This window comes from Bradyrhizobium sp. HKCCYLRH3059 (assembly GCF_051168035.1).
GTDB lineage: Bacteria > Pseudomonadota > Alphaproteobacteria > Rhizobiales > Xanthobacteraceae > Bradyrhizobium.
The window spans coordinates 994,640-1,012,090 of record NZ_JBNPUF010000001.1; the positions used below are offsets into that span (position 1 = coordinate 994,640).

Here is a 17,451-nt window from a genome sequence, read left to right on the forward strand (position 1 = left end):
ATTCATCAGAAGATCCAGAGTGTTATCTCTGGCTCAGCCGCCCGACAGGGGGCCGCGGCCAAGCGCGTTCACGTCGAAGTTATCGATGTCGTCCAGCAGCGCACAGAACGCCCGCGCGCCGTGGTCGAGCACGCGCTCGCCCTTCTCCGCCGACGCCTGCGTGGCATCGCCGACCGCGCCGCCCGCATTCAGGTCCTGCGTCTGCCAGGCCATCGGCGCCGGCCGCTGCGTCGAGAGCACCTTGTAGGTCGTTTCCATCTCAGCGCCGCGCGAGGAGAATGCGGCGATCGCATCGCTGCGCACCAGCGTGGGATGGCGGGCCAGCATGATCGAGGTCTCGACGGCGCCGCCGTGAATGCCGTGCCGCAGCTCATCGGGCGAGAACAGGCCGTCGGGCGCACCGAAGCGCGACCACGACGTCGTCACCACCAGCATGCGGTGATCAGCGCGCAGATCCTGTGCGACCAGGGTCATCGCGGCACTGTTGCCGCCATGGCTGGTGACGATCACGAGCTTCCTGATCCCGGCGCGCGCGACGCTGTCGCCGAGCGCACGCCAGCTCCGCAGCGCGACCTCGGTCGGCATGGTCAGCGTGCCCGGATAGTCGATATGCTCGGTCGAGATCCCCACTGGCTGCACCGGCAGGACCGTCACCGGCAGCGCCGGCGGCAACAGCGCCCGCACCTGGGCGAGATAGGCCTCGGCGATGTAGACGTCGGTGCCGAGAGGCAGGTGCGGGCCGTGCTGCTCGGTGGCGGCGAGCGGCAGCACTGCGATCCAGCGCGCGCTCTCGGGCGTTCCCGCCTCGGACGTTGCCAAAGCGGGCCAGTGCAGCTCGGTCCAGTCGCGGGGCGGCAGGGTCATCGCGCGGGCAGTTTCCTTCGTCCGTGGGGCAGGGTAGGTATCGCTCGAACGATCTTAACATGTTCAGCCAGAAAGAACCGGGGAGACCAGACATGGCGCAGGCGCTTCTGCCGCGAACGTTAATGGCGGCATTGCTGGTCCTCGGCGGGACTTTGGGCGGGATGATCTCGGCGGCCCATGCCCAGACTCTGGACAAGGTCTCGTTCGGCACCAACTGGGTCGCCGAGGCCGAGCATGGCGGCTTCTTCCAGGCGGTCGCCGACGGCACCTACAAGCGCTACGGTCTGGACGTGACGATCGTGCCGGGCGGTCCGAACGAGAACAACCGCATGCTGCTGATCTCGGGCAAGATCGAGTTCTTCATGGCCGCGAACACGCTGATGTCGTTCGACGCGGTCGCCAACAACGTGCCGGTGGTGTCGATCGCGGCGATGTTCCAGAAGGACCCGCAGGTGTTCCTGACCCACCCGGAGTCCAGGATCACCAAGCTCGACGAGCTGAAGCCGCTGACCCTGTTCGTCTCCAAGGAAGGCATCTCCAGCTACTATCAATGGCTGAAATCGGAATACGGTTTCTCCGAGAAGAACGTCCGCCCCTACACGTTCAATCCGCAGCCCTTCATCGCCACGCCGCAGAGCGCAATGCAGGGCTATGTCACGTCGGAGCCGTTCGCGGTCGAGCGCGCCGCCGGCTTCAAGCCCGGCGTGATCCTGCTCGCAGACAACGGCTTCAACACCTATTCGACCCTGATCGAGACGCGCCGCGACCTGATCGAGAGCAAGCCGGACCTGGTGCAGCGTTTCGTCGATGCCTCGATCATCGGCTGGTACAACTACATCTACGGCGACAATTCCGCGGGCAATGCGCTGATCAAGAAGATGAACCCGGAGATGACCGACGACCTGCTGGCCTATTCGGTCGCCAAGATGAAGGAGTACGGCATCGTCGATTCCGGCGACAGCGTGGAGAAGGGCATCGGCGCCATGACGGAGGAGCGCATCGCCAGCTTCTTCGACAAGATGGTGCGGGCCGGCGTGGTCAAGTCGACGATCGACTATCGCAAGTCCTACACGTTGCGTTTCGTCAACAAGAGCGTCGGCATCGATCTCCGGCCGAAGAAGTAGGACGCTTGAGCGGCACTTTCAGCAAATGAGCTCACCCCTTTCGTCCGAGCGCGCCGTCGCGACCGCGGTACGCCTGCGCGGCGTCACCAAGGTGTACGAGTCCGGCGTCGCCGCGCTGGGGCCGATCGATCTGACCATCGCCAAAGGCGAGTTCGTCTCGCTGCTCGGCCCCTCCGGCTGCGGCAAGTCGACGGCGCTGCGGCTGATCGCAGGCCTCGCGCGCCCGAGCGGCGGCGCGGTCGATGTCGCGGCGTCCGCGTCCGAGACGCATCCGGGCCATCGCATCGGCTTCGTGTTCCAGGAGCCGACCTTGATGCCCTGGACCAGCGTGCGCGACAATGTCGGATTGCCGTTGAAGCTTGCGCATGTCCCGGCCATGGAGGCGCGGCCGCGGATCGATGCGGCCTTGGCGCAGGTCGGCCTGTCGGATTTTGCCGATGCTTTCCCGCGCGAATTGTCCGGCGGCATGAAGATGCGCGCCTCGCTGGCGCGGGCGCTGGTGACGCGGCCCGACATCCTGCTGATGGACGAGCCGTTCGCGGCCCTCGACGAGATCACGCGCTTTCGCCTCAACAACGACCTGCTGGCGCTGTGGCGCAGCCTGAACATGACCGTCCTGTTCGTCACCCATTCGGTGTTCGAGTCGGTCTACTTGTCGCAGCGCGTGCTGGTGATGACGGCGCGGCCCGGCCGGCTCAGTGCCGAAATCCGGATCGACGTCGACTCGCGCGATGATGCGTTCCGGGCCTCGCCGGACTACGCCGCATACTGCCGTCGCGTCTCCGACGCGTTGGCGCCGGCCTACACCGGAGTGCATGCGCTGTGAGCGGTGCCTCCGAGCGAGCGACATCCGTTGCGGGCGAGCGGCTGGCGAGCCTCGCCTTTCCGGCCTTGGTTTTCGTCGCAGCGATGACGGCGTGGGAGTTGGTGGTGCGCGTCAACGGCATCCAGCCCTATGTGCTGCCGGGCCCGCTGCTCATCCTGAAGACGTTGGTTGCCGACTGGGACATTCTGGCGCAGTCGCTGCTGACGACACTGGTCACCACGCTCGAAGGCTTCATCGCTGCCGCGCTCGGCGGCATCGCGCTGGCGCTGTTGTTCAACCAGTCGAGATGGCTGGAATGGGCGCTGTTTCCCTATGCCGTGGTGCTGCAGGTCACCCCCGTGATCGCGGTCGCGCCGCTGCTCCTGATCTATCTGCCGCAGCAGACCGCGGTGGTCGTATGCGCCTGGATCGTCGGCTTCTTCCCGGTGCTGTCCAACACCGCGCTCGGGCTCAACTCGGTCGATCGCAATCTCGCCGGCCTGTTCCAGCTCTACGGCGCCTCGCGCTGGCAGACCTTGCGCTATCTGAAATTGCCCGCCGCTCTGCCCTACATTCTCGGCGGTCTGCGCATCGCCGGCGGCCTGTCGCTGATCGGCGCCGTCGTCGCCGAGATCGCCGCGGGCAGCGCCGGCGCGGGCTCAGGGCTCGCCTATCGCATCGCCGAATCCGGCTATCGTCTCAACATACCCCGCATGTTCGCAGCGCTGGTGCTGCTGTCGGTCGCCGGGATTGTCATCTATGGCTTGCTGGCGCTAGTTTCGCACCTCGTTTTGCGGCGCTGGCACGAGAGCGCGCTTGGAAAGGACAACTGATGGCGGCTACTTCGTCTGACAAGATCGATGTTCTGATCTATGGGCCGCTGCGGCCGATCCTGGAGAAAGGGTTCCCGGACGGCTTCACCGTGCACCATGCGACGACGCAGGCCGATCTCGAAGCGCTGCCGGCGGACGTGAAAGGGCGGATCCGCGGCGTCGCCGTGACCTTCCACACCGTGAAGACCGATGCCGCCGTGATGGCGATGCTGCCGAAGCTGGAGATGATCGCAAGCTTCGGCGTCGGCTATGACCATATCGCGGCCGCCCATGCCGGCCAGCACGGCATCATCGTCACCAACACGCCGGACGTGCTGACCGAGGAGGTCGCCGACGTCGCGCTCGGCCTGCTGATCGCCACCTGCCGCGAGTTCATCAAGGCCGATCGCTTCGTGCGCTCCGGCGAGTGGATGTCGAAGCCCTATCCGCTGAGCGTCGGCTCGCTGCGCGACCGCACCGTCGGCATGGTCGGCATGGGCCGCATCGGCCAGGCGATCGCGCGCCGGCTCGAAGCCTCGCTGGTGCCGGTGGTCTATCACTCGCGCAACCCGGCGGCGGGCGTCACCAACAAGCACTATCCCGACCTGCTCGCGATGGCCAGGGACGTCGACACGCTCATCGTGATCGTGCCCGGCGGCGCCGGCACCAACAAAATCGTCAACGCCGAGGTGCTGAAGGCGCTGGGGCCGCGGGGCGTCGTCGTCAACGTCGCCCGCGGCTCGGTGATCGACGAGCAGGCTTTGGTCGCGGCGCTGAAGTCCGGCACGATTCTCGGGGCCGGCCTCGACGTGTTCGAGAAGGAGCCGGCGGTACCCGACGAGCTCAAGGCGATGGACAATGTCGTGCTGCTGCCACACATCGGCTCGGCTGCCATCGTAACCCGCAACGCGATGGATCAGCTGGTGGTCGACAATCTCAAGGTCTGGTTTGCCGGCAAGCCGCCGCTGACGCCCGTTCCGGAAACGCCGGTGAAAGGCCGCTGATGAAACGCTCGCTCCCAATGCTGATCGCGCTGCTGTCGTCAGTGGCGAGCGTCCCTGCCGTCGCGCAGGACGCCGCCGGCCTGAAGAAAGCGATGATCGGGCAGTGGGAGCTTGCGACCACCGAGCGCAGCAAGACCTGCGTCGTGACGTTGAAGCCGGACGCGGCGCCGCGCGGGCAGAAGCTCGAGCTGGAGCCGAGCTGCGCCGCCGCGCTGCCCTTCACCAAGGACATCGCCGGCTGGAACGTGAAGGGCCTCGACATCGTCAGTCTCCAGGCCGCCAATGGCGAAGCGGTGATCGACTTCACCGAGGTCGAGGCCGGCATCTTCGAGGGACTGCGCCAGGGCGAAGGCGTCTACATCCTGCAGAACCTGGCGGCGGCGCGGTCGCTGGCGAAATCGATGGACCAGATGATCGGCGACTGGGCGATGGTCCGCGGCAATGGCGCCACGATCTGCAGCCTGGTGCTGACCAACAACGACGCCGGCCACGACAATTTCCAAGTGTTCGTGAAGCCGAAATGCGACCCCATGATCGCAGCGTTCGCGCCGAGCCAGTGGCGGCTCGAGCACGGCCAGATGATGCTGATGTCGGACCGCGGCGAGACCTGGCGGTTCGAGGCGGACGACAATGCGCAGTGGCGGCTGGTGCCCGACAGCGCCAATCCGCTGATCATGCTCAGGCAGTAGGACGAGACGCGCGCCGTTGAGCGCCCTTGCCGCGCGGCGGGCAAGCTTCTTCCGGCATCGGATTTGGTTAACGGCCGGTTACACGCCTGTTCCACTGATTGGAACTTGTTGTTTACGCATCTTGCGTCTGATGGTTGTACTCCATCGAGGGGGACCGCCATGCGTGAGTTGTTGCGCCGGTTCAACAGGTCGCTGCCGTCGTTCAGCCTCAACGACAAGATCTCTGCGGCTGCGGCCGCGTTCGCCGTCCTGGTGATGCTGTCGACACTGGGCGCGCTGTCGGCGCTGCGCGAGCAGCGCCTGTTCTACGATCGGCTCGAAGCGCTTTCCATTGCAGCCCGCAACATCGAGCGCACCAACGCGCTGATCTACGCGGTCGTGATGGAATCGCGCGGCATCTACATGTCGTTGGACCGCACCGTCGCGCGGCGCTACGCCGATTCGCAGCTTGCGAAGATCGCGCAGCTGAGCAAGGTGGTCGACGAATGGGAAAGCCGGGTCACAGATGACGACGCCGCGCTGTTCGCCCCGTTCAGGAAGCGGATCGATCAGTTCGTCGCATTCCGCACCGAGATGGCGCGGCAGACGATCTCGGTCGGATCGTCGGCGGCGCGCGAGCTCGGCGACAATGACGAGAATCGCGCGGTGCGCACCGCGCTCAACGAGGACCTCGAGAAATTGTCGCGGCTCTATGCCGACCGCACCCGCGAGCTCGGCGAGGCGGCCGACGCGCGCGGCATGGCCGCGTTCTATCTGGGCGCGCTCGGGGCGGTGATCATCGTGCTGATCGCGGCCGCGGCGCTGGCGCTGCGCTGGGGCGTGCTGATGCCGCTGCTGGACATCGCCCGCGTCACCGACCGCATCGCCGCCGGCCGCATCAAGCTCAAGATTCCCCATGCGCGGCGCCATGACGAGATCGGACGGGTCGCCCATGCGGTGGAGACTTTCCAGAACGGCGCCTTCCGGATTCAGGAGCTCGAGCAGCACGAGGTCGAGATCGAGCGCCAGCACGCCGACATCCTGCGCGAGCACGAGCGGCTGGAGCAGGGCGCGCTCAGCAACCAGCAGCGTCTGGATGCCGCGGTCGCCAACATGGCCCAGGGCCTGATCATGCTCGACAGCTTCGGCTACGTGCTGATCGTCAACGAGCAGTACCGCATGCTCTACGGCCTTCCTGCCTCGGTTGCGAAGCCCGGTGCGCATGTACGCGAGATTCTCGCACATCGCGCCAAGCTGGGCCTGCTGCGCGAGAAGCCGTCGGAGTTCCTCGCCGCGCTACGGGAGCGCATGAAGGCGCGACGGGCCGAGATCGTCGAGGTCGAGCTCGCCGACGGCCGCATCATCCGCATCTCGGAGCGTCCGATGGACGGCGGCGGCTGGATCGCCACTCATGAGGATTTCACCGCGCAGCGCCGTGCCGAGCGCAAGCTCGCGCGCGCCGAATATTTCCTCGCCGCATTGCTGGAGAACATCCCGCAGGCGGTGCTGGCCAAGGATGCGCAGTCGCTGCGCTACATGTTCGTCAATCGCGCCGCCGAGCGCCTGTTCGGCGTGCCACGCACCGACATCATCGGCCGCACGCCGGGCGAACTGTTCTCCGCGCCGACCGGCGCAATCCTCGAGGAAGCCGCCCGCGACCAGCTCGCAGGGCGCGGCGACGATGAGCCGCGAGCCCATAGCATCCTCACACCCGGGAACGGTCCGCGCGACATCGTCGTGCGCCGGCTGCCGGTCTCGATCGGCGAGGGCGAGCCGAAATATCTCCTCAGCATCATCGAGGACCGCACCCAGGATCAGCGCGTGGCGGCATGATGCGTCACGTGGCAAGGCCGTGGATTGCCCTGCCTTGACGTCGCCTTGATCTGCATCAAGAACGGCCACGCCGGGCGGACTAGCGTGCCCGGAACGGAGGCCTGTCCATGATCCGACGTCTGGGGATTCCCTTTGCTACCCGCCTCGGCGCTGCGGCGCTGCTCACGCTCGCCGTCGTCGCGCCGGTGCATCAGGCTGCCGCGCAGGACGTACTCGGCGGAGCGATCCTCGGCGGCGCCGGCGGAGCGATCCTGGGCGGCGCGATCGGCGGCGGCCGGGGCGCTGCGATCGGCGCCGTGATCGGGGCCGGTACCGGAGCTGCAATCGCGGCCGATGGCGAGCGCCGTCGTGGCGGCTATTATTCCTATCGCAATGGCTGCTATTTGCAGCGCGGCGACGGCTCATGGGTCCGCGCACACCCGCGCTACTGCTACTAAGCCTTATCCGCCGGTCGAATCGGCCGCTTGGCGGCGCAACGAACGCGCGGCCGGTGGCTTTGTCGCGCGCTCCAGCGCGTTGATGACGCGCGGATCCTCGCAATGCGCGACGTTGAAGCGCATCATCGTCGCGGCGGATTGCGCCGCGCTGAAGACGTCGCCGGGCGCGAGCACCACGTGTTCATCGAGCGCGGCCTGGGCCACCTCGATTGCCGTACAGCCGTCCGGCAACCTGCACCACAGATGAAAGCCGCCGCGCGGCATCAGCCATGGGGCGATACCGATGCGCTGCAGCCGTGCCGCCACGCGCGGCCGTGCTCGCCCAAGCCGTGCGCGCAGCTCCTCGACGTGCTTGCGGTAGCTGCCGCTGGTCAGCACCTGGGTCAGGGTCTCCGCGGCGAATTGTCCGGGACCGCCGAAGCCGGTCGCGATCTGCAGGTCGATCAGCGGTTCGATCCAGTCCGCGCGCGCCGCGATGTATCCGCAGCGCACCGAGGCCGACAGTGTCTTGGAGAAGCTGCCGACCAGGATCACCCGCGTCAGCCCGTCGAGTGCGGCGAGCCGCGGCGACGGCTCGGGTTCGAAATCGCCGTAGATGTCGTCCTCGACGATGATCGTGTCATGCGCCGACGCGGCGTTGAGCAGCCGGTGCGCCGTCTGCAGCGACAGCGTCGCCCCGGTCGGATTGTGCAGGCCGGAATTGGTGATGTAGAGCCGCGGGCGCTCGGCCGCGAGTATCGCCTCGAACTGCGCGATGTCGGGTCCGCCCGGCGTCATCGGCACGCTGATGATCCGCGCCTGATGCGCGCGCAGCAGCGCGAGGAAGTTGAAATAGCAGGGATCGTCGACCAGCACGGCGTCGCCGGCACCCAGCAGCATGCGGCAGATCAGGTCGATCGCCTGCGTGCCGGACGAGGTCAGCACCAACTGCTCGCTGAACGCGTCGATGCCGATGCCGGCAAGGCGGCCCTGCAGCAGCCGTCGTAGCGCCGGCGATCCTCGCGCTCCGCCATAATCGCTCAGAACAGGGCCGGCGCTGCGCGCCAGCGCGCGGACCGCGCGCCGCAGCGCGTCCTGCGGCATCCACTCGGCCGGCAGCCAGCCGCAGCCGGGCGTCAGCGTTCCCGGTCCGGCGTCGAGCGACTGCCGCGACACCCAGAACGGGTCGACCGCGCGCGGACGGCGCGGCTCGCGATCGGCGAGGGCCAGCGGCGGCAGCGCCGTGTCGGCGACATAGAAGCCGGAGCCGCGCCGGGCACGGATCACGCCCTCGGCGGCGAGCCGGTCATAGGCCTCGACCACCGTGGCCGGCGACACGCCCATCGCCGCGGCGAAGGCGCGGATCGAGGGCAGGCGCTGGCCGGCGCTGAGCGCGCGCGTCGCCAGACGCTGCCGGATCGCATCGACCACGGCGATGGTCCGCGAGCCGCCTCGGCGGGAATCGGGCGTCCCTGGTCCCAAGTGTGTTGCCCTTTGCATCAGTACAGATTGTCAAAATTGTATCGGTCTGTCGCTGCCGCAACAAGCCCGATCGGGCTATGGGATCTGCAAGGAGGAGCCGTGCATGAAGGGATCGATCGAGGGCTGGGGGAGCGGCATCATCGGCATGACGATCTTCAGCGGCTCGCTGCCGGCGACGCGGGCGGCACTGGAGGGTTTTTCGCCGCTGTTCCTGACGGGCGCACGCGCGACACTCGCGGCCGTGCTGGGCGCGCTTTGTCTCACGCTGTTGCGGCAGCCGCTTCCCGGCCGGCGCGACCTGATGTCGCTGGCGGTCGTGTCGCTCGGTGTCGTCATCGGCTTTCCGCTGCTCACCGCCCTGGCGCTCCAGCACATCACCTCGGCCCATGCGATCGTGTTCGTCGGTCTGCTGCCGTTGTCGACCGCCTTGTTCGGCGTGCTGCGCGGCGGCGAGCGGCCGCGGCCGTTGTTCTGGCTGTTCGCAGCACTTGGCGCTGCGGCGGTCTCGGGCTTCGCCCTGTCGCGGGACGGCGTCGCGGCGCCGATCGGCGATCTCGCGATGATCGCTGCGATCGTCGTCTGCGGCCTGGGCTATGCCGAGGGCGCCATGCTCACCCGCCGGCTCGGCGGCTGGCAGGTGATCTCGTGGGCGCTGCTGTTGTCTGCACCGCTGATGCTGTCGATGGCGGTGCTGACGCTGCCCGGCGCGTCACACGACATCACGGCCGCGGCGTGGCTGGGCCTCGCCTACGTCTCCGTCTTCAGCATGTTCGTCGGCTTCGCCTTCTGGTACCGCGGGCTCGCGCGCGGCGGCACTGCGACGGTGGGCCAACTGCAACTGCTGCAGCCCTTCCTCGGCCTCGGTTTCGCGAGCCTGCTGCTGCATGAGCCGGTGTCGGCAACGATGATTGCCGCAGCCGGAATCGTCGTCCTCTGTGTGGCAATGGCGCGCCGCTGGGCATGAGCCGTCGGCGGCTATTTGCGATGATAGAGTCCAGTGAAGCTGACGCCGGCACCGCCGCAATCATTGTTGTCCTCGACCAGCAGAAGCGCGCCGATTCGCTGCAGGCGCACGCGGCACTCGTCGCCGGCATTCGGCCGCTCGAACGGTGTGCTGCCGTCGTCGACGAAGGCGATCAGGCCGCCCTTGGGCTCTGCCGTCGCGCCGAGCGATCCGTTGCGCAACTCGCGCCCGGCCGGCAACACCTGATCGCCTTCGATCCTGAGCCGGTTGCCGGCCTCCTTCCTGATCGTCAGTCCCCCTCCAGGGTGCTCCCAGCTTCCGGACCAGTCGGCCGTCGCCGGCGCGGCCATCGGCTCGACAGCGGTGAGGGCTGCGCGCGGCAACCAGCCGGTGGTCCAGATCTGGGCCTTCGCATGCGGCTGCTGGTAGCTGACGCAGACGAAATCGCCGCGGGTCCTTCCGATCAGCACGAGGTCGTCGCGGACGAGGTAAGCCTTCTTCCGGCAGGCGTCGGTCGCAGCGGGACAGCCTGCGGCCTTGAAGTCATCGTCATAGGGGCTCTTGACGAAGTTCACGCGTGGCTGGCCGCTCACTTTGGCGACGACGAGCGGCCGCGCATCGTCCCAGCCGATGCCATTGCAATTGGCGGGATCGTTGGCGTCGTAGGCAGCCGCCGCCGTGACGGTCAGGACGCTCAGGATCAGTCCGATGAAGGGCGCGCGCATCCGTCATTCCTCTCCACGCTTCGCCCGCATTAGCCGGCGCGGGAAGACGTCCGGTTCAAACCGGCCCGACGTTTCGTCCATCCCGCGGCGATCTTTTGGCAGCTCCGACCGCAGCACGCTGCATGCGTCGTCTCGTCGGCGTCGCGCCTTCACATCACCCCGATGCTCTTCAGGCTGGTGTGGCCATTCCTTCCGACGATGATGTGGTCGTGAACCGTGATGCCCAGCGGCTTGGCGATCTCCACGATCGTCTTGGTCATCCGGATGTCGGCCTGCGACGGCGTCGGATCGCCCGAAGGGTGATTGTGCACCAGGATGATCGCAGTGGCCGACAATTCGAGCGCGCGCTTGATCACCTCGCGCGGATAGACCGGCGTGTGATCGACGGTGCCGGTCTGCTGCACCTCGTCGGCGATCAGCTGGTTGCGCTTGTCGAGAAACAACAGCCTGAACTGCTCCTTGTCGGCGAACGCCATGCTGGTGCGGCAATAGGTGATGACGTCCTGCCATGACGCCAGCGCGTGCTTCTGCCGCACCTCGCCCTTGGCGATGCGGTGCGCGGCGGCGGCGATCAGCTTGAGCTGGGTGATCGAGGCGTCGCCGACGCCGTCGATCTCGCGCAGCCGCGGCTCCGGCGCGTGGATCACCTCGGCGAACGATCCGAACGTCTTGAGCAGCGCCTTCGCCAGCGGCTTGACGTCGCGCCGCGGCAGCGCGGCGAACAGCACCATCTCCAGCAGCTCGTAGTCGTTGAGCGCGTCGGGACCGGCGCTGTGAAAGCGCTCGCGCAGCCGCTGACGGTGGCCGTGATAGTGCGGCGTGTCCGGCGGCGTATCGTTGGGAGGAGGGGCTTTCTCGGGCATCGGCGTCAGCATGCCGTGACGCCGCATTTTTGCAACCTCGAAGTGCTCGCGCCCCGCAGGGCGCGCCTTGCTAGGCCGCGCGTCCGGTCAGCACGATGGCGAGGCCGACGATGAGAGAAAACGCGGTGGGGTAGAAGGTGAGCGCAAAGCCGAAGGCGCGGCCCGCGCCGCCGCTGGCATAGCCGAGCCAGAACAGCACCCACCCGAGGCCGAACAGGATCACGAGCGTGAGCAGCACCGGACGACGTCCTTCTCGTCCGTCGGGCGATCCTGCTTATGGCTGCAGACTGCCGATGAAGGCGTCGATGCTGGCGAGGGCCGGCCTCTGGTCGCCGGCGAACATCCAATGGTCGGCGCCGTCGAGCTCGACGAAGCGCGCGTGACGGATATGGCTGGCGAGATGCCGCCCGGCCCCGACGAGCACGGCGCGATCGTGGCGACGGTGCAGCACCAGGGTCGGTGCAGCGACCCGGGCGAGCAGGTGGCGGACGTCCGTATCCCTGAAGGCTTCGAGCAGGCCCTTGATGGCGCCGGGGCTGGATGCCGCGCGAAGCAGTCCGGCCCACCAGGCGCGCGCCTGGGGATCGCCAGCCAGACTCGGTGCGAATGTTTCGATGCCGGCGGGGCCGCCCCATTCGGCCACCAGCTGCCGCAGCCAGATGCCGTACTGGCTGGCCTGCAGCGCATGCGGATAGCCGGGCGCGGCGCTGCCCTTGGCGAGCGAGGCGAACAGGATCAGCCCGGCGACTCGTTCGGGATGGTCGGCCGCGAAGGTGATGCAGGCCGGTCCGCCCTCGGAGGCGCCGAGCAGCACCGTGCGCCGGCTGCCGGCGGCGTCGAGCACGGTCGCGATGTCGCGCGCCGTCGCCTCCACGCTGGGGCTGAAACCGACCCGGTCGGAGAGCCCGATGCCGCGGCGATCGAACAGGATCAGGCGGCCGATTCTGGCGAGCGCGGACAGCAAGGCCCGGCAGTGCGGCTCCTCCCAGATCCGCTCGACATGCGAGACGAAGCCGGGCAGCAGCAGAATGTCCTGCGGACCTGTGCCGTAGGTCTGATAGGCGAGATGAACGCCGTCGCCCAGGACATAGCGCGTCGGCGGTGCGCTGTCGCCTTGCGCCGCAACGCCCTGCGCCAGCAGCGCCAGCGTGTCGGTTTCGGGGGCGACGCCGAGCTCGTCGCGCAGGCGCTGCGTCAGGGCGTCGAGATGGCGCTGGGCGGCGGCGCGGTCGCCGGCCAGCATCAGGCTGCGGATCAGGGCGCGGCCATAGACCTCGCTGAGCGGGTCGAACGCGACGAGGCGTCCGGCGTGGACCGCCGCCGCGGCATGGTCGCCGGCCGCGCTGCGATCCCGCACCACGCGCTCCAGCGCCTGGACCGCCCGGCCGCGCAAGGCTTCACGCCGGAAGAACGCCCATTCCTCGAACTGCGGACAGTCGCCGGGCGCGAAGCCGTCCAGGAAGTCACTGGAATAGAGGCGGCAGGCCAGCTCGAATTCGCCGCGGTCGCACGCCGCCTCGAACAGCCGGGATTCGACCTCCAGCTCGACCGCTTCCGCCCACCGAATCGTCGCGCGATCGATGGTGAGGCAGCCGTCGCCGAGTGTGAGCTGGAGCCGGTGCAGCAGGCGGCGCAGCCGCGCCCGCGCGACCTCCTCGGAACACTCCGGCCAGAGCATCGTCGCCAGGACGTCCCGCGCGACAGGGCCTTTGGCCTCCGCCAGATAGACCAGCAGAGCGAGGCCCTTGCGCAGCGCCAGCGGGCACGGCTGGCCGTCGCGATGCAGCTCGGGAAAGCCTAATGTCCGGACGCGGAACTGAACCATCGGGGGTGCGACCTGGGTGGCTGCGTTCGGGGGACGCTCGGGGGACGGTCGATTGGTAAGGGCTCAGGCTCGCGCGAGACGCGACCGATCCCAGGATCTGGCGTCTCGATCACGGCCACGCCGTCCTCGCAGCAACAAGGAAACCTTCATGTCCGGGCGTCTCCTCATCATGCTCTACGCCGTCGCGAGCTATGCCGTCTTTCTTGGGTCGTTCGTGTGGGCGGTCGGTTTCGTCGGCAATTACAACTATCTCACGGCCAAGTCGATCGATGTGGGCGTGTCCAGCGCCGTGACCGAGGCCGTCGTCGTCGACGCGCTGCTGCTGGCGCTGTTCGCGATCCAGCACAGCGTGATGGCGCGGCCGGCGTTCAAGCGCGCGTTGACGCGCATCATTCCGGCGGCGGCCGAGCGCAGCACCTATGTGCTGCTGTCCAGCCTGATCCTGCTGCTGCTGTTCTGGCAATGGCGTCCGATCCCGAATCCGGTCTGGCACGTCGAGGGTGTCGCAGCGGGCGTGCTGACCGGCGTGCATTGGCTCGGCTGGCTGATCGCGCTCTCCTCGACCTACATGATCGATCATTTCGATCTGTTCGGCCTCCGCCAGGCCGTGCTCGCCCTCCGCGGCAGCGCCGGGACGGCGCAGCCTTTCAGAACGCCGCTGCTGTATCGGCTGGTGCGCCACCCGCTGATGCTGGGCTTCCTGCTCGCCTTCTGGGCCACGCCGGAGATGTCGGTCGGCCACCTGCTGTTCGCCGCCCTCAGCACGGCCTACATCCTGGTCGGGCTGCAGCTCGAGGAGCGCGATCTGATCGCCCAGTTCGGCGACACCTACCAGCGCTACCGCCGGCGGGTGCCGATGCTGCTGCCGCGACTGATCGGCGGCCGGCGGACCGCCGAGACGGAGACGGAGGCGGAGGCGCGCGGCGCGCAGTAGCCGGCGCCGGCTCGACGTCCGCAGGGCTCGTCGGGCACGCTCGCTTTTGATCACGGCTTGCCCGGTGCCGCGCCCACGCAGACGTGAATTGGTGCGGGGACCTCAGCACCTATGTCGGGCTTGAATGCTGCGATGCAAAATCACAGCTCGACAGCCTCCGTTCTCATAAGGCCCTATGGCCTGCCTGTTCAGTCCGAGAGAGATCCGCGTTGACCACCATCACGTCCGATTCCGGCGACTCGCTGTCGGCCTGGATCACGCTGTTATTGGCCTTTTCCTGCGGGCTGATCGTCGCCAACATCTATTACGCGCAGCCGCTGATTGGGCCGATCAGCGCCGAGCTTGGGCTGCGGCCGCAGCTCGCGGGACTGCTGGTGACGATGAGCCAGATCGGATACGGCGCAGGTCTCTTGTTCGTGGTGCCGCTCGGCGATCTCATCGAGAACCGCAAGCTCGTCATCATGACCATCATCGTCGGCGCGGCCGCGCTCGGTTGTGCGGCCCTGGCGACGAGCCCGTCGACATTCCTGCTCTCGGCGCTGCTGATCGGCTTCGGCTCGGTCGCGGTGCAGATCCTGATCCCCTATGCCGGGCACATGGCGCCGGAGGCGATCCGCGGCCGCGCCGTCGGCAACGTCACCACCGGCCTGATGCTCGGCATCATGCTGGCACGGCCGCTCGCGAGCTTCGTCGCGGCGCATGCCTCCTGGCACGTGATCTATGCGGCCTCGGCGCTCGCCATGGTGATCCTGGCCGGGGTGTTGCGCCTCGCCCTGCCGCCGCGTGAGCCGCAGGCGCGGCTGAGCTACGGCCAGCTGCTCGGCTCGATGGTCGAGCTCTATCGCGACACGCCGGCGCTGCGCCGCCGCGCGCTCTACCAGGCCGCGCTGTTCGGCGGCTTCAGCGTGTTCTGGACCACGTCCCCGCTGCTGCTGGCCGGGTCCGATTTCCGGATGTCGCAGACCGGCATCGCCCTCTTCGCGCTGGCCGGCGTCGCCGGGGCGATCATGGCGCCGGTCGCCGGCCGCATCGCCGATCGCGGCTGGACGCGACCGGCGACGGTCGCATCGATGCTGATGTGCGCGATCGGCTTCGCGTTGACGCTTTCGGTTCCACTCGGAACGAACGGGTCGCTGGCCACGCTGGTGATCGCCGCCATCGCCATCGATTGCGGCGCGCAGCTCAGCCTCATCCTCGGCTATCGCGTGCTGTTCGTGCTCGGCGCCGGCCAGCGCAGCCGGCTGAACGGGCTCTATATGACCACCTTCTTCGTCGCCGGGGCGGCGGGTTCCGGCCTCGGTGCCTGGGCATATGCGCATGGCGGCTGGACGGCCGCCGCCGCGCTCGGCACGGCGCTGCCGCTCGCGGCGCTGGCCTATCAGTTCACCGAGCCGAAATGATCAGAACGGGCTGCGCTTGAGCCCGGGCACCAGCGCCGCCAGCCGGTCCTTGATCCAGGGTGCGGGCGGCAACTTGCCAGTGGGCATCTCGACGGCGGCGGCCGGGTTACGGCTTACGGCCAACGTGAGGGTCGCCAGATAGTGATCGCGCTCCTCCTTCACCGCGCAATGCGCGCGGTGTTCGGGATCGGCCTCGGTCGCGACGCGGTCGTTGGCATTGATGACGAGCCGTTGCTTCGGCCGTCCCGTGTAGTCGGGCACGTTGGTGTAGATGAACTCGTTCAGCGCCTCGGGAAAGAAGGTTTGTCCGGTCAGCACCGTGGCCTCGTCGACAAACACCCTGAAGTGGATGTGGGTGGCGCGGCCGGCATACCAGCCGGGATAGATGGTCCTGAAGCCGGCCCAGCCGGCGGCGTCGGCCATCTGCGTGCCGCGCAGGAACGTCTTTCCGCTCTGGTCGAGCTTGTGAGTGTCGCTCTGGCCGGGATAGCCCGAATAGATGCCGCGGGCATCGCAGTGCCAGATGTCGACGCGCGCGCCGGGGAGTGGCGCGCAGGAGCCGGCCTCGATGACGCGAAGGCGCAGCCTGAGCGGCACGCCCGGCCGGTCCTCGGCGATCTCGGCGCGCACCAGCTTGGGATCGAGATAATAGGGACCGGATTCCGACTGCGGCGTCAGGATGCAGGCGTCGTCGGCATTCGCCGATGCGGGAGCTGTCTCCGACGCTGCGCGCGCCGGCGGCGTCAGCAGCGCTGCGCCCGCCGAGAGCAGGCCGAGAACGCCACGGCGTGTTGCGTTGGTCAGAGCAGCCTCCCGCAGTCGCATGCGACGGAAGCGGCAGTCGATCAGCCGGGCATGGCAACAATCGGACGCCCGGCGGCCATTCGGCCAGGAGCCCGCTCACACCTGCGTCAGCGGCTTCTCTCCATGGCGCTCCGAGAGCGTGAAGATCTCGACGCCGTCGGCGGTGACGCCGACCGAATGCTCGAACTGCGCCGACAGCGAGCGGTCCCGCGTCACTGCGGTCCAGCCGTCGGACAGGATCTTCACATGCGGCTTGCCGAGATTGATCATCGGCTCGATGGTGAAGAACATGCCGGGCTTGAGCAGCACGCCCTCGCCGGGACGGCCGACATGGATGATGTTCGGCTCGTCATGGAACAGCCGGCCGAGACCATGGCCGCAGAAGTCGCGCACCACGCTCATGCCCTGCGGCTCGACGAAGCTCTGGATTGCGTGGCCGATGTCGCCGGTGGTGGCGCCGGGCTTCACCGCGGCGATGCCGCGCATCATCGATTCGTAGGTGACCTCGATCAGCCGCTCGGCCTTGCGCGCGATCGGGCCGATCGCATACATGCGGCTGGAATCGCCGTACCAGCCGTCGACGATGAAGGTGACGTCGACATTGATGATGTCGCCTTCCTTCAGCGGCCGGTCGTTCGGCATGCCGTGGCAGACCACGTGGTTGATCGACGTGCAGGTCGAGTAGCGATAGCCGCGATACATCAGCGTCGCCGGATAGGCGCCGTGGCTGAAGGCGAAGTCCCGGACGAAATCGTCGATCCGCGAGGTCGGCACGCCCGGCTTGACGATGTCGGTGAGCGCATCGAGGCACTTCGACACCAGCGCGCCGGCCTTGCGCATGCCGGCAAAGCCGCTCGGGCCGTGCAGCTTGATCTGGCCGTTCTTGCGCGCAGCGGTGTCGGTCGCTTCGATATAGTTCATGGGCCTG

Annotated in this window: 18 protein-coding genes; 10 read left to right on the forward strand and 8 right to left on the reverse strand. The window is 67.8% G+C overall.

The window, feature by feature from the left end:
* Window positions 1-33: 33 nt before the first annotated feature.
* On the reverse strand, window positions 34-864 hold the full coding sequence (locus tag ACQR13_RS04560) for a creatininase family protein (protein WP_315752259.1): 831 nt from the start codon (window positions 862-864) through the stop codon (window positions 34-36).
* Between the two features lie 122 nt (window positions 865-986).
* On the opposite strand from ACQR13_RS04560, the gene ACQR13_RS04565 reads away from it, so the two are divergent.
* From ACQR13_RS04565 to ACQR13_RS04595, 7 genes are all read left to right on the forward strand, one after another.
* Window positions 987-1,988, forward strand: coding sequence for an ABC transporter substrate-binding protein (locus ACQR13_RS04565; protein ID WP_315752323.1), 1,002 nt, complete (start codon window positions 987-989; stop codon window positions 1,986-1,988).
* Window positions 1,989-2,013: 25 nt separating this feature from the next.
* Window positions 2,014-2,814 (forward strand): ABC transporter ATP-binding protein, encoded by an 801-nt coding sequence (locus ACQR13_RS04570; RefSeq protein WP_315752258.1) that lies wholly within the window; start codon window positions 2,014-2,016, stop codon window positions 2,812-2,814.
* 83 nt (window positions 2,815-2,897) lie between these two features.
* The gene (locus ACQR13_RS04575; protein WP_315715432.1) at window positions 2,898-3,626 is read left to right on the forward strand and encodes an ABC transporter permease; all 729 of its coding nucleotides are present in this window, start codon (window positions 2,898-2,900) and stop codon (window positions 3,624-3,626) included.
* Window positions 3,626-4,609 (forward strand): 2-hydroxyacid dehydrogenase, encoded by a 984-nt coding sequence (locus tag ACQR13_RS04580; protein WP_315752257.1) that lies wholly within the window; start codon window positions 3,626-3,628, stop codon window positions 4,607-4,609. The genes ACQR13_RS04575 and ACQR13_RS04580 overlap by 1 nt, the downstream gene beginning before the upstream one ends.
* Window positions 4,610-4,701: 92 nt before the next feature.
* On the forward strand, window positions 4,702-5,298 hold the full coding sequence (locus tag ACQR13_RS04585) for an AprI/Inh family metalloprotease inhibitor (protein ID WP_315715433.1): 597 nt from the start codon (window positions 4,702-4,704) through the stop codon (window positions 5,296-5,298).
* 159 nt (window positions 5,299-5,457) lie between these two features.
* Window positions 5,458-7,110, forward strand: coding sequence for a PAS-domain containing protein (locus tag ACQR13_RS04590; protein ID WP_315752256.1), 1,653 nt, complete (start codon window positions 5,458-5,460; stop codon window positions 7,108-7,110).
* A gap of 107 nt (window positions 7,111-7,217) precedes the next feature.
* Window positions 7,218-7,547: a hypothetical protein gene (locus ACQR13_RS04595; RefSeq protein ID WP_315715302.1), complete on the forward strand. Its 330-nt coding sequence runs from the start codon at window positions 7,218-7,220 to the stop codon at window positions 7,545-7,547.
* Between the two features lie 3 nt (window positions 7,548-7,550).
* Here the strand turns inward: ACQR13_RS04595 and ACQR13_RS04600 are convergent, their stop codons facing one another.
* A complete protein-coding gene (locus ACQR13_RS04600; RefSeq protein ID WP_316170953.1) occupies window positions 7,551-9,026 on the reverse strand; it encodes a PLP-dependent aminotransferase family protein in 1,476 nt (491 codons plus the stop codon).
* Between the two features lie 85 nt (window positions 9,027-9,111).
* On the opposite strand from ACQR13_RS04600, the gene ACQR13_RS04605 reads away from it, so the two are divergent.
* Window positions 9,112-9,972, forward strand: a complete 861-nt coding sequence (locus ACQR13_RS04605) for a DMT family transporter (RefSeq protein WP_315715304.1) — start codon at window positions 9,112-9,114, stop codon at window positions 9,970-9,972.
* Between the two features lie 11 nt (window positions 9,973-9,983).
* On the opposite strand, the gene ACQR13_RS04610 is transcribed toward ACQR13_RS04605, so the two are convergent.
* From ACQR13_RS04610 to ACQR13_RS04625, 4 genes are all read right to left on the reverse strand, one after another.
* Window positions 9,984-10,697, reverse strand: a complete 714-nt coding sequence (locus tag ACQR13_RS04610; RefSeq protein WP_315752254.1) for a hypothetical protein — start codon at window positions 10,695-10,697, stop codon at window positions 9,984-9,986.
* A 149-nt stretch (window positions 10,698-10,846) separates the two neighbouring features.
* A complete protein-coding gene (gene radC, locus ACQR13_RS04615) occupies window positions 10,847-11,560 on the reverse strand; it encodes a RadC family protein (protein WP_315715434.1) in 714 nt (237 codons plus the stop codon).
* A gap of 70 nt (window positions 11,561-11,630) precedes the next feature.
* Window positions 11,631-11,798, reverse strand: coding sequence for a hypothetical protein (locus ACQR13_RS04620; RefSeq protein ID WP_315752243.1), 168 nt, complete (start codon window positions 11,796-11,798; stop codon window positions 11,631-11,633).
* Window positions 11,799-11,834: 36 nt separating this feature from the next.
* Complete coding sequence (locus ACQR13_RS04625) at window positions 11,835-13,385, reverse strand: alpha/beta fold hydrolase (RefSeq protein ID WP_315752242.1); 1,551 nt, start codon at window positions 13,383-13,385, stop codon at window positions 11,835-11,837.
* 148 nt (window positions 13,386-13,533) lie between these two features.
* Between ACQR13_RS04625 and mddA the strand changes: the two genes are divergently transcribed.
* Both mddA and ACQR13_RS04635 read left to right on the forward strand, forming a co-directional pair.
* On the forward strand, window positions 13,534-14,319 hold the full coding sequence (gene mddA, locus ACQR13_RS04630) for a methanethiol S-methyltransferase (RefSeq protein ID WP_315752241.1): 786 nt from the start codon (window positions 13,534-13,536) through the stop codon (window positions 14,317-14,319).
* A 209-nt stretch (window positions 14,320-14,528) separates the two neighbouring features.
* Complete coding sequence (locus ACQR13_RS04635) at window positions 14,529-15,719, forward strand: MFS transporter (RefSeq protein WP_315752240.1); 1,191 nt, start codon at window positions 14,529-14,531, stop codon at window positions 15,717-15,719.
* Here ACQR13_RS04635 and ACQR13_RS04640 read toward each other — a convergent pair whose 3' ends face one another.
* Both ACQR13_RS04640 and map read right to left on the reverse strand, forming a co-directional pair.
* The gene (locus ACQR13_RS04640; protein ID WP_315752320.1) at window positions 15,720-16,523 is read right to left on the reverse strand and encodes an intradiol ring-cleavage dioxygenase; all 804 of its coding nucleotides are present in this window, start codon (window positions 16,521-16,523) and stop codon (window positions 15,720-15,722) included. It lies immediately after the preceding gene.
* A 96-nt stretch (window positions 16,524-16,619) separates the two neighbouring features.
* On the reverse strand, window positions 16,620-17,444 hold the full coding sequence (map, locus tag ACQR13_RS04645) for a type I methionyl aminopeptidase (RefSeq protein WP_315715310.1): 825 nt from the start codon (window positions 17,442-17,444) through the stop codon (window positions 16,620-16,622).
* Between the last annotated feature and the right edge of the window lie 7 nt (window positions 17,445-17,451).

Bases quoted from the DNA above. Each gene is read 5' to 3' on its own strand.
- ACQR13_RS04585 (WP_315715433.1), top strand. From the start codon at position 4,702: ATGATCGGGCAGTGGGAGCTTGCGACCACCGAGCGCAGCAAGACCTGC.
- ACQR13_RS04610 (WP_315752254.1), bottom strand. From the start codon at position 10,697: ATGCGCGCGCCCTTCATCGGACTGATCCTGAGCGTCCTGACCGTCACG.
- ACQR13_RS04560 (WP_315752259.1), bottom strand. From the start codon at position 864: ATGACCCTGCCGCCCCGCGACTGGACCGAGCTGCACTGGCCCGCTTTG.
- ACQR13_RS04565 (WP_315752323.1), top strand. From the start codon at position 987: ATGGCGGCATTGCTGGTCCTCGGCGGGACTTTGGGCGGGATGATCTCG.
- ACQR13_RS04590 (WP_315752256.1), top strand. From the start codon at position 5,458: ATGCGTGAGTTGTTGCGCCGGTTCAACAGGTCGCTGCCGTCGTTCAGC.
- mddA (WP_315752241.1), top strand. From the start codon at position 13,534: ATGTCCGGGCGTCTCCTCATCATGCTCTACGCCGTCGCGAGCTATGCC.
- ACQR13_RS04595 (WP_315715302.1), top strand. From the start codon at position 7,218: ATGATCCGACGTCTGGGGATTCCCTTTGCTACCCGCCTCGGCGCTGCG.
- ACQR13_RS04570 (WP_315752258.1), top strand. From the start codon at position 2,014: ATGAGCTCACCCCTTTCGTCCGAGCGCGCCGTCGCGACCGCGGTACGC.
- ACQR13_RS04605 (WP_315715304.1), top strand. From the start codon at position 9,112: ATGAAGGGATCGATCGAGGGCTGGGGGAGCGGCATCATCGGCATGACG.
- ACQR13_RS04625 (WP_315752242.1), bottom strand. From the start codon at position 13,385: ATGGTTCAGTTCCGCGTCCGGACATTAGGCTTTCCCGAGCTGCATCGC.
- map (WP_315715310.1), bottom strand. From the start codon at position 17,444: ATGAACTATATCGAAGCGACCGACACCGCTGCGCGCAAGAACGGCCAG.
- ACQR13_RS04575 (WP_315715432.1), top strand. From the start codon at position 2,898: ATGACGGCGTGGGAGTTGGTGGTGCGCGTCAACGGCATCCAGCCCTAT.
- radC (WP_315715434.1), bottom strand. From the start codon at position 11,560: ATGCCCGAGAAAGCCCCTCCTCCCAACGATACGCCGCCGGACACGCCG.
- ACQR13_RS04600 (WP_316170953.1), bottom strand. From the start codon at position 9,026: ATGCAAAGGGCAACACACTTGGGACCAGGGACGCCCGATTCCCGCCGA.
- ACQR13_RS04580 (WP_315752257.1), top strand. From the start codon at position 3,626: ATGGCGGCTACTTCGTCTGACAAGATCGATGTTCTGATCTATGGGCCG.